Origin of the sequence: Streptomyces cinnamoneus, from assembly GCF_014650495.1 — a bacterium.
Taxonomy (GTDB): Bacteria; Actinomycetota; Actinomycetes; order Streptomycetales; family Streptomycetaceae; genus Streptomyces; species Streptomyces cinnamoneus.
In genome coordinates this window covers 385,385-397,907 of sequence record NZ_BMVB01000004.1, presented here as the reverse complement: position 1 = coordinate 397,907, position 12,523 = coordinate 385,385, and the positions used below count along the sequence as shown (strand labels likewise).

Annotated in this window: 12 protein-coding genes; 5 read left to right on the top strand and 7 right to left on the bottom strand. The window is 74.6% G+C overall.

The genetic code is table 11. The features are described 5' to 3' along the window. The first annotated feature begins 5 nt into the window (after positions 1–5). Together IE182_RS08845 and IE182_RS08840 are read left to right on the top strand one after the other, a co-directional pair. Positions 6–200 (top strand): hypothetical protein, encoded by a 195-nt coding sequence (locus IE182_RS08845; RefSeq protein ID WP_071965316.1) that lies wholly within the window; start codon positions 6–8, stop codon positions 198–200. A gap of 39 nt (positions 201–239) precedes the next feature. Continuing rightward, positions 240–1,808 (top strand): hypothetical protein, encoded by a 1,569-nt coding sequence (locus tag IE182_RS08840; RefSeq protein ID WP_190109104.1) that lies wholly within the window; start codon positions 240–242, stop codon positions 1,806–1,808. Here the strand turns inward: IE182_RS08840 and IE182_RS08835 are convergent. Next, positions 1,796–3,301, bottom strand: coding sequence for an SCO1417 family PLP biosynthesis transcription factor (locus tag IE182_RS08835; RefSeq protein WP_190109103.1), 1,506 nt, complete (start codon positions 3,299–3,301; stop codon positions 1,796–1,798). The genes IE182_RS08840 and IE182_RS08835 overlap by 13 nt on opposite strands. A gap of 103 nt (positions 3,302–3,404) precedes the next feature. On the opposite strand from IE182_RS08835, the gene yczE reads away from it, so the two are divergent. Beyond that, the gene (gene yczE / locus IE182_RS08830) at positions 3,405–4,121 is read left to right on the top strand and encodes a membrane protein YczE (RefSeq protein WP_190109102.1); all 717 of its coding nucleotides are present in this window, start codon (positions 3,405–3,407) and stop codon (positions 4,119–4,121) included. Positions 4,122–4,377: 256 nt separating this feature from the next. Next, positions 4,378–4,752: an RNA polymerase-binding protein RbpA gene (locus IE182_RS08825; RefSeq protein WP_004948858.1), complete on the top strand. Its 375-nt coding sequence runs from the start codon at positions 4,378–4,380 to the stop codon at positions 4,750–4,752. A gap of 157 nt (positions 4,753–4,909) precedes the next feature. Here IE182_RS08825 and fxsA read toward each other — a convergent pair whose 3' ends face one another. The 5 genes from fxsA to IE182_RS08800 all read right to left on the bottom strand — a co-directional run bounded on the left by fxsA (position 4,910) and on the right by IE182_RS08800 (position 10,627). After that, the gene (fxsA, locus tag IE182_RS08820; RefSeq protein ID WP_190109101.1) at positions 4,910–5,470 is read right to left on the bottom strand and encodes an FxsA family membrane protein; all 561 of its coding nucleotides are present in this window, start codon (positions 5,468–5,470) and stop codon (positions 4,910–4,912) included. Between the two features lie 54 nt (positions 5,471–5,524). Beyond that, positions 5,525–6,289 (bottom strand): polyprenol monophosphomannose synthase, encoded by a 765-nt coding sequence (locus IE182_RS08815; protein ID WP_190109100.1) that lies wholly within the window; start codon positions 6,287–6,289, stop codon positions 5,525–5,527. Then, the gene (lnt, locus tag IE182_RS08810) at positions 6,286–7,923 is read right to left on the bottom strand and encodes an apolipoprotein N-acyltransferase (RefSeq protein ID WP_229844665.1); all 1,638 of its coding nucleotides are present in this window, start codon (positions 7,921–7,923) and stop codon (positions 6,286–6,288) included. The genes IE182_RS08815 and lnt overlap by 4 nt, the downstream gene beginning before the upstream one ends. Before the next feature lie 554 nt (positions 7,924–8,477). Beyond that, a complete protein-coding gene (locus IE182_RS08805) occupies positions 8,478–10,124 on the bottom strand; it encodes an amidohydrolase (protein ID WP_190109098.1) in 1,647 nt (548 codons plus the stop codon). A gap of 59 nt (positions 10,125–10,183) precedes the next feature. Next, positions 10,184–10,627 carry an Lrp/AsnC family transcriptional regulator gene (locus IE182_RS08800; protein ID WP_030365423.1) on the bottom strand — a complete coding sequence of 148 codons (444 nt, stop codon included), beginning with the start codon at positions 10,625–10,627 and terminating at the stop codon, positions 10,184–10,186. A 196-nt stretch (positions 10,628–10,823) separates the two neighbouring features. Here IE182_RS08800 and IE182_RS08795 point away from each other — a divergent pair, with 196 nt between their 5' ends. Then, on the top strand, positions 10,824–11,195 hold the full coding sequence (locus IE182_RS08795; protein WP_190109097.1) for a hypothetical protein: 372 nt from the start codon (positions 10,824–10,826) through the stop codon (positions 11,193–11,195). Between the two features lie 116 nt (positions 11,196–11,311). Here the strand turns inward: IE182_RS08795 and IE182_RS08790 are convergent, their stop codons facing one another. Beyond that, positions 11,312–12,487 (bottom strand): acyl-CoA dehydrogenase family protein, encoded by a 1,176-nt coding sequence (locus tag IE182_RS08790; protein ID WP_190109096.1) that lies wholly within the window; start codon positions 12,485–12,487, stop codon positions 11,312–11,314. Between the last annotated feature and the right edge of the window lie 36 nt (positions 12,488–12,523).

Genomic DNA, 12,523 nt, shown 5'->3' with positions numbered 1-12,523 from the left:
TTCCCATGATCCTCTCCATCTCGGGCGTCGTGCTCCTCGGTGTCGTCGTCTTTCTCTTCTTCAGGAAGGACAACCTCAAGGCCTCGCACGGGCTCGTCTGCGCCCTGTTCGGCTTCTACCTCGCGGGAACGGGCATCGCGCCCAGCATCAAGGCCGGCGGCGCGAGCCTCGCCAGCCTGCTGGGAGGCATCAAGTTCTAGCCCCGCTCCCACCCGCCGCACCGATATCAGGAGGCCCACATGGGCCGGCGCTCGCTCCCCCGCCCCCTGCCCGAGCACACGGCGCTCTCCCGTGGCCGGGAGCTCACGCGCGGCCTCGCCGACCACGCCCGGGACATACTGCACCCCCTGCTGGTCGTGGCGCGCGGGCTGCGCGTCCTGGCGGCCGGCGGGCGGCGGCGGTGGCAGCAGCTGCCCGGCGACCGGCGCGGTCCCACCCTGCTCCTGGTGGCCTCCTGCACGGTCATCGTGGCGCTGATCCCGCACGGGCCGACGTTCGCCACGGCGGCCCTGATGGCGGCGGGCGCCTGGGCCGGGCGCGAACGCGTCCTGCCCGAGGAGGACGACGACCGGGGCGAGGCCGAGGACGCCCGGCTGCAGGCGGTCTACGAGGCGCTGGTGCCCTACTTCTCCGACCCGCAGGACCCCGCGCCGCTCTACGAGCACGGCGGCGACCGGCAGCGGGCCTTCGAGGACCACGCCTTCGACGGGCAGGGGCGGCTGACGGCCCTTCGGCTGCGCTACCCGGGCTACTTCACCGACGGGGAGCCCGCCGCCCGGGCGAGGATCGAACAGCTGCTGTACCTCAAGGCGGGGCGGGGCCGGGAGTACCGCTTCGACTGGGACGAGGCCACCAACCGGCTGGCCCTGAGCGCACTGCCCCCGCTGCCCACCGACATCTGGGCCCAGCGCTTCGTGACCGCGCCGGGCGAGACGGTCCTGGGCTTCACGGACGCCGTCACCGTGCAACGGACCCTGCCGGTGACCGACGGCGGCGGAACGCGGGACGCCTCCCCCGTCGTGTGGCGCACGGGCCGGCGCTCCACCGAGCCGCACCTGCTGGCCCTGGGCCGGCCGGGCAGCGGCACCACGACGCTGCTGCGCTCGGTGGCCGTGCAGGCCCTCCAGTACGGCGACGTCGTGGTGGTGGACGGCGGCGGCACCGGCGAGCACGCCTGCCTGGCGGGCCGGCAGGGCGTGCTGGCCGTCGAGTCCGCCCTGCCGGGCGTCCTGGCCGCCCTGGAGTGGGCCTCGCACGAGACGCAACGGCGGCTGATGGCCGCCCACGGCGCACGACGGCTGGGGCGTGCGCTGCCCGACGACGTCCGCCGGCCGCTGTGGATCGTCGTGGACCGGCCCGCCGCCCTGAGCCGGCTCGCCGCCGACCAGGGCCGTCCGGACCCGCAGGCGCTGCTGGAGGTGCCGCTGCAGCACGGGCGCGTGGCGGGCGTCACCGTCGCGGCGGGCGAGCAGCTCGACGCCGCGGGGCTGCTGGGCGGTCCGCTGCTCGCCCTGACCGGGGCGCGCGTGGTGCTGGGGGCCCTCGACCACGACGACGTCGCCCGCGTGCTCGGCGCGCCCCCGCACACCACCCCGGCCGAGGAGGCGCCGCCCGGCCGCGGCTACGTGCGGCTCGGCCCCGGGCCCGTGCTGCGGCTCCAGGTGCCGGCCACCCCCGACCCGTACGACACGGAGACGGGCGAGGCGATGCGCCGGGCCGTGCTGGACCTGCTGCCCGAGCGGGTCCTTCCGTTCCTCGGCCCGGCGCCCGTGGGCCGTGAGGGGATGCTGCCGGTTCAGGCCACGTAGGTGCGCGGCATCTCCACGGCGGCGGTGGCCCCGCTCGCGACCTGGCGGGCCGCCTCGGCCAGCCGTGTGGCCGCCTCCTCCGCGACCGCGCCGCCCACGGTGAAGGGCAGCCGCACGTACCCCTCGAAGGCCCCGTCGACGCCGAAGCGCGGCCCGGACGGCACCCGCACGCCCAGCCGCTCGCCGGCCTCGGCGATCCGCGAGCCGGACAGCCCGCCGGTGCGCGCCCACAGCGTGAGGCCGCCGCGCGGCACGGTGAACTCCCACTCGGGCAGGTGGCGCCGGACGGCGTCGACGACGGCGTCGCGGTTCTCCCGGGTCTGGGTGCGCCGGATGTCGAGGGCCGCGTCCCAGCCGCCGGTGTTCAGCAGCCAGGCGACGGCGAGCTGGTCGACCACGGGCGTACCGAGGTCGGCGTAGGCGCGGGCGGCGACGAGGTTGCGGATGATGTCGGGGGCGGCGCGGACCCAGCCGATGCGCAGCCCGGCCCAGAAGGACTTGCTGGCCGAGCCGACCGTGATGACGGCGTTGCCGGCGGGGTCGAAGGCGCTGACGGGCCGCGGCAGCTCCAGGCCGGGCTCCAGCACCAGCTCGGACATGGTCTCGTCGGCGACCAGCAGGGTGCCGGCCGCCCGCGCCGCCTCGACCAGCTCCCGGCGCTGGTCCTCGGGGGCGAGGGCGCCGGTGGGGTTGTGGAAGTCGGCGATGACGTAGGCCATGCGCGGTGCGGCGTCGCGCAGCACCTGGCGCCAGGCCGGCAGGTCCCAGCCGGCGAGCCGGTCGGCCATCGCGACGGGCACGAGGCGGGCACCGGCCTCGCGCATGAGCTGCAGCACGTTGGCGTACGAGGGCGACTCGACGGCGACCCGCTCGCCGCGCCCGGCGATGAGCCGGCAGATGGCGGCGACGGCGCCCATGGCACCGGTGGTGACCATGATCTGCTCGGGCATGGTCGGGATGCCGCGGGCGGTGTAGCGGTCCGCGAGGGCCTCGCGCAGGGCGGGCAGGCCGGCGGGGTAGTCGCCGTGGGTGTGGGCGTAGGGCGGCAGTTCCTCCAGGGCGCCCTGGAAGGCCCGGGTGAGCCAGGGCTCGGGGGCCGTCAGGGCGGCGCAGCCGAGGTCGATGACCGAGCCGGCCGCCTCCGGCGGCAGCGGGTCGAGGGCCCGGGTGGGCAGGGGGCTGCCGGCCGGCATGGCCGTCCAGCTGCCGGCGCCGCGCCGGGACTCCAGGAAGCCCTCGCCGCGCAGCGCCTCGTAGGCGGCGGCGACGGTGGTGCGGCTGACGGAGAGGGCGGCGGCCAGCTCGCGCTCCGCGGGCAGCCGGGCGGCCACGGGGACGCGGCCCTCCAGGACGAGCAGCCGGACGCCGTCCGCGAGGGAGCGGTAGGCGGGGGTGCGGCGGGCGCCGAGCGGCGTCACCGAGGAGCGCTCGTGCTGGGATCCGAGGAGGCGTGCGAGCTGCGGCGCCCCCACCGAAGAGGTCCACTGACTCATTGCGTGCGGTCCACCTTCCCGGGATTGGCTATGGATCCAGAACGTATCCAGTCCACAGACTGTCACGCTACAGGCCACTCGCACCACCATTGGGGAGGAATCCTTGTCTGCGCCTCGGGGATCCGGACTCGCCCGCCGTCTCGTCCAGCTGTACGGCGGGCTCGTGCTGTACGGCGTCAGCATTGCGCTGCAGCTGCGCGCGGGGCTCGGGCTGGCGCCGTGGGACGTGCTGAACCAGGGCGTGTCCCGGCATACGGGCATGTCGATCGGTACGGTCACGATCGCCATCGGCGCGCTGGTGCTCCTGCTGTGGATCCCGATGCGGCAGCGGCCCGGGCTCGGCACGATCTCCAACGTCCTGGTGATCGGCCTGATGGTGGACGCGACGCTGCGCGTGGTGCCGGCGCCGCCCGCGACGCTGTGGGTGCGGATCCCGCTGCTGCTCTTCGCGGTCGTCCTGTGCGGAGCGGCCACCGGGCTCTACATAGCGCCGCGCTTCGGCCCGGGGCCGCGGGACGGGCTGATGACCGGCCTGCACCGCAGGACGGGGCGCTCGGTGCGGCTCGTGCGGACCTGCATCGAGGTCCTCGTCCTGGTGACGGGCTTCGTGCTGGGCGGCACGGTCGGCGTGGGCACGGTGCTGTTCGCGGTGGGCATCGGGCCGCTGGCGCAGTTCTTCCTGCGGTTCTTCGAGATCCCGGGAGCCGCCCGGAAGGAGCGGCCGGAGGAGCCCTCGGGGGAGCCCGCCACGGAGCGCGCGAACGTGCCGGAACGGGCGCTTCCGACCGAACCCGTCCACGAATGCCCGGACCCGGTTTAGGTCTCAAACAAGCGGGCCGGTAGTGTACGCCTCTGAACCACCGGACGGACCGTTACTGCGCGTTCAAGCAGCAGAAACACAGGGTGACATCTGTTGTCAGATGTGACAAAACGGGCGCCGGTGGGTACAACAAGGGGCGGCACGACGGGCGACGCATGTCCCTCAACGGGGAATCTTCACCGCCGACCGGACGTTGACCGGATGACGACGACAGCGACACCTGTCCTGTGGGCGACAAGCCCGGGAGGCACGATTCATGAGTGAGCGAGCTCTCCGCGGCACGCGACTTGTGGTTACCAGCTACGAGACCGACCGCGGCATCGATCTGGCACCGCGCCAGGCGGTGGAGTACGCATGCCCGAACGGCCATCGATTCGAGATGCCGTTCTCGGTAGAGGCGGAGATTCCGCCGGAGTGGGAGTGCAAGGCGTGCGGCGCCGTGGCACTCCTGGTGGACGGCGACGGTCCTGAGGAGAAGAAGGGCAAGCCTGCGCGTACGCACTGGGACATGCTCATGGAGCGACGCACCCGCGAGGAGCTGGAGGAGGTGCTGGCCGAGCGGCTGGCCGTCCTGCGCTCCGGCGCCATGAACATCGCCGTGCATCCGCGGGACACCCGCAAGTCCGCCTGACGGCGGACGCACGACAAGCACGACAAAGGGCCCGGGCCACTGCTTTCCGAGCAGTGGCCCGGGCCCTTGTGCGCTCCGGGTCCTTTTGCGCCACGGCGTCCGCCCGGCTTCCACGGCCCGGCTTCCACGGCGGCGCTGCCGGCCGTCGCCGGCGGCGCTACCGGGGCAGCTGCGGCCCGTCCCGGCGCGGGGCCGGCGGCTCGTCCTCGCGGATCACTTCACCCTGGACGACCTTGCCGTCCGCCTGGTGCATGCGCGCCTGCTGGAAGGCGTCGCCGAGCGGGCCGGGTGCGTAGCCGGTCAGCCGGCGCCCCACGGACTTGCGCAGCAGGGCCCGGGTCGGCGGGAAGAGGCAGAGCAGGCCGGCCGCGTCGGAGAGCAGGCCCGGCACCATCAGCAGCAGCCCGCCCAGCATCGTCAGGGCGTTCCCGCCGCTCTCACCGGGCGCCGGGGCGGGGGCCGCGCCCGGGGTCTGCAGGGACTGGGTCAGGCGCTGCCAGGCCCGCCGGCCCGCCCGCTTGATCACGTACGAGCCGGCGACGACGCCGGCCACCAGCAGGGCGAGGACGGTCAGCCCGCCCGCCGCGCCGGCCACCAGCAACAGGAGCCAGACCTCCAGCACCACCCAGGCGGCCACGGCGAGGGGAAGGAACCGGCGGGCCCGGCCGCGCCCCGGCGGCCGTTTCCCAGGGGTCTGCTGCTGCGCTCCGAACGTCATGCCACCAGTGTGCCCGGCCGGCGCCGGAAGGGCCGGAGCGGGTTTACCCGGCCCTTATCGGTCGCGGCCGAGGACCTTGGCGGCCCGGGATCCGAGCCCCCAGGACGTGACCCGCCACAGGGCCTCCGCGACGATGTCGCGGCTCATCTTGCTGTCGCCCAGCTCGCGCTCGACGAAGGTGATGGGGACCTCCACCACGGTGAACCCGGCCTTGACGGCACGCCAGGCCAGGTCGACCTGGAAGCAGTAGCCCTGGGAGGCCACCTCCTCCATGCCCAGCCCCTCCAGCGTCTCGCGGCGGAAGGCGCGGTAGCCGCCGGTGACGTCCCGGATCGGGACGTCGAGCATGAGGCGGGAGTAGGTGGAGCCGCCGCGGGAGAGGAACTCGCGGGACCGGGGCCAGTTGACCACCCGGCCGCCGGGCACCCAGCGCGAGCCGAGCACCAGGTCGGCGTTCTTGAGCGCGGTGAGCAGCCGGGGCAGCTCCTCGGGCTGGTGGGAGCCGTCGGCGTCCATCTCCACCAGCACGCCGTAGCCGTTCTCCAGGCCCCAGCGGAAGCCGGCCAGGTAGGCGGCGCCCAGGCCCTCCTTGCCCTTGCGGTGCAGGACCTTGACGTGGTCGTCCTCGGCCGCCAGCTCGTCGGCGAGCTTTCCGGTGCCGTCCGGGCTGTTGTCGTCGGCGACGAGGACGTGCGCCTCCGGTACGGCCTCCCGCACCCGGGCGACGATGGGCTTGATGTTCTCCGCCTCGTTGTAGGTCGGAATGATCACCAAGGTCGTGCCGAGCGGACCGTATCTCCGCTGACCGCCGTCGTTCACTTCTGGCCCTTCTTGTCCATGATCTCGTCCGGCCGTACCCGACGGCCGATCAGGACTGCGGCCGCGCAGGACAGAAGGCCCACCATAGCGAGCGCCCATTCGGGTGCCGCACCGACGCGGTCGGCGACGGTGGTGCCGTCGCGCAGCGGGATGCGCGCGGTGATCACGTCCCGGGTGAACTCCTCGCTGCGCTGCAGCACCTTCCCGTCGGGGGCGACGACGGCGCTGATGCCGCTCGTCGCGGCGGTGACCACGGCCCGGCCGTGCTCGACCGCCCGCAGCCGGGACATCGCCAGCTGCTGCTCGGGCTGGCCCGTGCGGCCGTAGGTGGCGTTGTTGGTCTGGACGACCAGGGCCCGGGCGCCGGCCCGCACGGTCTCGTGCACGATCTCGTCGTAGGCGACCTCGAAGCAGATCACGTCGCCGAGCCGGGCGGGGCCGACCTGGAGCAGTCCGGTGCGGTCGCCGGGGTAGAAGTCGCGGGGAACGCGCTGCAGCCGGGAGATGACCTTGCTCAGCTGGGCGCGGAAGGGCACGTACTCGCCGAACGGCACGGGGTGCTGCTTGGCGTAGGAGGCGCCGGGACCGGTCCGCGGGTCCCAGACGATGCCCTTGTTGTCGATGTAGCCCTGCTTGCCCGGGTGGTCTATGAGGGCGCCGACGAGGACCGGCACGCCGACGGCCCGGACGGCCTCCTCGATCCGGTCGTACGCCTCGGGGTACTGGAAGGGGTCGAGGTCGGAGGAGTTCTCCGGCCAGATCACCAGGTCCGGCTTCTTCGCCTTGCCGGCCCGGATGTCGCGGGCGAGCTCCAGCGTGGCGTCGACGTGGTTGTTGAGGACCATCAGCGGGCGGCCGAGGAAGTCCATGCCGGGCTTCTCCACGTTGCCCTGGACGATCGCGATCTCCACCGTGTCGTCCGCCTCCGTGGGCACGGGCACGGCGTAGCCGGCCACGACGACGACGGCGACGAGGGCCAGCGCGCCCGCACCGGGCAGCGCCGCCCGCGGGCTCCGCGGGCCGGTGCGCAGCCGGTGGGCGGCGACCGCGGCCCAGGCCAGCAGGGAGCCCGCCAGGGCGACCGCGAAGGTCACCAGCGGGGCGCCGCCGAGGGCGGCGAGCGGAGTGAAGGGGGAACCGGTGTTGGCGAAGGCGAGCCGTCCCCAGGGGAAGCCGCCGAAGGGCGCCCGGTCGCGGGCCCATTCCTGGGCCACCCACAGGCACGCCCCCCACAGCGGCCCCAGGGGCAGCCGCGAGGACAGGGCGAGCCCGGCGCCGAGGACGGCCAGGAAGACCGCCTCGACGACCGACAGGCCCAGGACCGCGTCGTAGCCGACGACGTGCAGCCAGCGCAGCAGGACGAAGAAGAACGGCAGCCCGAAGGCGAAGCCGGTCCAGGCGCCCTGCCGGGCGGTGCGGCCACGGGTCAGCAGCGCCAGCGCGGCCACGGCGGCGACCGACAGCGGCCACACCCCGTACGGCGGGAAGGCGGCGGCCAGCGCCAGGCCGCCGACGGCGGCGAGGGCGGTGCGGGGCGCCTCGCGGCGGGCGAGGCGGGCCAGCCGTGCGGCCCGGCCGGGCCGCGCGGGCGCGCCGGAGCCGGTGGGCCCGCCGGCGGCCGCCTGCGGGCTCACGGCGGCTTCTGGGGTGGTCTCGGGACCCGAGGGCACGGTCGCGCCTTCCTGGAGCTTTCGGGGTGTCTGCTGACCGTACCTCGCTCCAGGGGCGTCCCGGCCCGGCGGGTGGTCCCGGGGAGGCCGGCTCCGGCAGGTCCAGGGGCCGTGCGGGGCCGCGGAAGGGGGGCCCGGCGTCCTTCGGGCCGGCCTGGGATCCGCTGGCTGCGGGTCGACCGAGAGCCGTTGTCTACTGAACGTCCGGGCCCCACCCGGGTCGCACCTGCCGGCCCGGCCGAACCCTCCCTCACCCCGCGCGCTGGACCTGGCTCCCAGTGGCGGCGCACCGGCTCGGCACCCCGCCCCATGGCCCAGCTGCGCTCGACGGCTGCGTGGAGGTTCGCCGGTCGGACGTCCTGTGGTGGACAGCGGAGAACCTACCGGCCGCCGCCCGCACCGTGTCAACACCTTCGTGACCTGCGTGTGTCGTTCAAATCAGCAGGTCAGTACGGTAGATGGGACGGCACGGCGGCAGGCGGAGGGGACGTCGTTCGGCGGTACGCGGATTCAGGCCGTCACCCGTTCGGGCCCCCGTACACCGTGCGCCCGCCCACCACCGTCCGCAGGCAGACCGGCAGCGGTGCGCCGGGGGTGAGGTCGGGCAGGCCGGGGGTGCCCGAGCGCGGGTCGGTGGACCAGTTGGCGACCCGGGTGTCGGGCACCTGCACCACGAGCTCCCCGCCCTCCCAGACCGCGTAGTCGGCGGGCGCGCCCGGTACCAGGACGCCCGCGTCGTCCCGGCCGATGGCCCGCCAGCCGCCGCGCGTGTGTGCGGTGAAGGCGGCCCTCACCGAGATGCGGTGCCCGGGCGTGCGGTGGAAGGCGGCCGCCCGGACCGTGCCCCACGGGTCGAGGGGGGTGACGGGGCTGTCGGAGCCGAGGGCCAGCGGGACGCCGGCCCGCAGCATGGACGCGTACGGGTTGAGGGTGCGGGCCCGCTCGGTGCCCAGGCGCCGGGCGTACAGGGCCTCGTCACCGCCCCAGGTGGCGTCGAAGGCCGGCTGCACGGAGGCGGTGAGGGCGAGTTCGGCGAAGGCGGCGATGAGTTCGGGGCTGAGCATCTCGGCGTGCTCGACGCGGTGCCGGGCGGCGCGCACGCGCGCCAGCCCCAGCTTGTCCGCGGCCGTGCGCACCCCGTCGACGACCGCCGAGAGGGCGGCGTCGCCGATGGCGTGGAAGCCGGCCTGCAGGCCCGCCTCGGTGCAGGCGATGACGTGGGCGGCGATGGCACCGGCGTCGAGGTGGGCGACGCCGCGCTGCTCCGGCGCGTCGGCGTAGGGCTCGTGCAGGCAGGCGGTGTGGGAGCCGAGCGAACCGTCCACGAAGAGGTCGCCGGCCGCTCCGACCGCCCCGAGCTCCCGGACGCGCCCGGCGCCCTCGACGGAGGTGATCGCCTCGGCCCAGTAGCCGGTCACCCGCGGGCCGGGCTCGGCCGCCGCCAGGCCCAGCAGGCCGGTGAGGTCGTCGGCGCTGGAGATCTCGGGCCCGGCGCATTCGTGGACGGAGCCGATGCCGAGCGAGGCCGCGCGGGCGAGCGCGGCGCGCTGCGCCCCCTGGCGCTGCGCGGGGGTGACGCTGTCGTACGCGGCGGCGCGCACGGCGTGGTGGGCGACCCCGGTCAGCGGCGCGTCGGCGGAGTATCCGCTCAGCTCGCGCGCGCGGGGGACGAGGTCGAGCAGGGCGTTGGTGACGACGGCCGAGTGGACGTCGGCGCGGGTGAGGTAGAGCGGCCTGCCGCCGGTGGCCTCGTCGAGCTCGCGCCGGGAGGGGGCGCGCAGTTCGGGCCAGGCGCTGGCGTCCCAGCCGTGGCCGAGCAGGACGCGGTCGGCGGGCCGGGCGGCGGCGTGGGCCCGGATGCGGCCGAGGGCCTCGGCGAGCGTGGGCACGCCGGTGAGGTCGAGGCCGGTGAGCGCCAGGCCGGTTGCGGTGGTGTGCACGTGCGCGTCGGTGAACGCCGGGGTGACGAGCGCCCCTTCGAGGTTGACGACGTCCTCGACGCCGTCGGCGAAGGAGTCCGCCGCGCCCTCGGAGCCGATCCAGGCGACGCTGCCGTTCTCGACCACCATGGCGGTGGCGAAGGGGTCGGCGGGGCTGTGTACGGTGCCGTTTCGCAGCAGGACGGTGCGGGGTGGCTGGTCCTCGAAGGCGGTGCGCTCGCTCATGGGAGCCAGTCTGGCCCCTCACGGGGAGTGCGCCGAACCGGGGGCCCGGGGGCCGGGGGTCAGCCCACGCGGGGCGGCCTGGCCTCGTAGGGCGTCGAGAGGACGATCGTGGTGCGGGTGGACACGCCGGCGAGCGAGCGGATGCGGGCGAGCAGATGCTCCAGCTCCAGCGGTGTGGCCACGCGCACCTTGAGGATGTAGTTCTCGTCGCCGGCGACGCTGTGGCACGCCTCGATCTCGGGGATCTCGGCGAGCCGGTCGGCGATGTCGTCGGGGGCGCTGGGGTCGAAGGGCTTGACCGAGATGAACGCGGTCAGGGGCAGCCCGACGGCCTCGGGGTCGACCACCGCCGCGTATCCGCGGATGACGCCCCGCTGTTCGAGCCGGCGCACGCGCTGGTGCACCGCCGAGGTGGACAGGCCGGTGGCCTTGCCCAGGTCGGTGTAGCTCATCCGCCCGTCCTTGACGAGCAGTTCCACGATTTCTCTGTCCAGCTCCTCCACATGGGTCAACCTACTGCGTCCGGGTGCGTCCGGGACAGCCGACGGCGCCGCAGGCGCACAACGTATGTGACAAACGCCACAGGTATGCACCCGTGTCCTCCCGGGGGTGGCGATTACCCGGCTCCCCGCGAGGGAAGTGCTTGCTGTGGCCGAGGCCGAGATTGCCTGGCCGGCCCATCCGAGGGGGAAAAACACTATGCCCAGCCTGGAACGCCTGGACCACGACGGCGACGGCAGCCCGTACGACACCGAGACCTACGAGATGTTCCGGGTCACCTGCCCGGACTGCGCGCGGCCGATCGGGCTGCTCGCGGACGAGGACGTCCTGCCGGAGCACGCGCTCTGCCCGTCCCCGTGGAATCCGTTCGGGCTCACCGTCTGCCCGGGCTCGGGGCGCGGCATCGAGGACGCCGCGCCGGCCGACGATTCGCTGGCCGCGCAGGACCTGGACGCGGCGCTGCTGCTCACGCTGCCGGAGTCGCTGGACTGGCGGACGCAGCCGTTCTCGCACATCGGCGGTCCCGGATCGCGCCCGCTGCGCGTGCCGGAGATGCGGCACCCGTCCTGACCGGACGCGCCGGAGCAGCACGGGAGAACGTGCAGGAGCTGCAGGAGCAGAAGGGGTGAAGGGGGAGCCCGGGAAGGAGTCGCACCGGCGGCGCCGGTGCGACTTACGGCACCGGCTCAGGCGGCGGACTCGGGCCCTGCCACGTGGCGGGCGATGACCATCCGCTGGATCTGGTTGGTGCCCTCGACGATCTGCAGGACCTTGGCCTCGCGCATGTAGCGCTCGGCGGGGAAGTCGGCGGTGTAGCCGTAGCCGCCCATCAGCTGGACGGCGTCGGTGGTCACGCGCATCCCGGCGTCGGTGCAGAAGAGCTTGGCCATGGCGGCCTGGCGCGCGAAGGGCTTGCCCTCGTCGCGGAGCCGGGCGGCGGCGAGGTAGAGCGCCCGGCCCGCCTCGATCTGGGTGGCCATGTCCGCGAGCATGAACCGCAGCCCCTGGAAGTCGGCCAGCGGCCGCCCGAACTGCCGCCGCTCGGCGACGAACGCCAGCGCCTGGTCGAGGGCGGCCTGGGCGACGCCGACGGCGCAGGCGGCGATGCCGAGGCGGCCGGAGTCGAGGGCGGCGAGGGCGATGGAGAAGCCCTGGCCCTCGGCGCCGAGGCGACGGGCGTCGGCGACCTCGACCCCGTCGAAGTGCAGCTGCGCGGTGGGCGAGCCCTTCATGCCCATCTTGCGCTCGGGGGGCGCGGCGCTCAGCCCGGGGGCGTCGCCGGGCACCAGGAACGCCGTGATGCCGTGCGGGCCTTCACCGCCCGTGCGCGCCAGCACGGTGTAGAAGTCGGCGATCCCGCCGTGGGTGATCCACGCCTTGGTGCCGTCGATGGTCCAGGTGTCGCCGCTGCGCGTGGCGCGGGTGCGCAGGGAGGCGGCGTCGGAGCCGGAGGACGGCTCGGAGAGGCAGTAGGCGCCCAGGAGGCCGCCGCCGAGCATGGCGGGCAGGTGCTCCTGCCGCTGCTCCTTGGTGCCGTAGCCGGCGAGCGCGTGGCAGGCGAGGGTGTGCACGCTGACGCCGAGGCCCACGGTGAGCCGGGCCGCGGCGAGCTCCTCCAGCACCTGCAGGTAGACCTCGTAGGGCTGGTCGCCGCCGCCGAACTCCTCGGCGTAGGGGAGGCCGAGCAGGCCGGATTCGGAGAGCAGTCCGAAGACCCGGCGCGGGAAGCGCCCGGCGTCCTCCTCCTCGGCCGCGTGCGGCGCGATCTCCCGCTGGATCAGCTCACGGACGAGCGAGATCAGGTCGCGGGCCTCTTCGGTGGGCAGCTGACGCTCCACCGGCTGCGGGCCGTGATCGGTCATGACGGCGGCTCTCCTCCCTGTCGGGCGCGGCGGCGG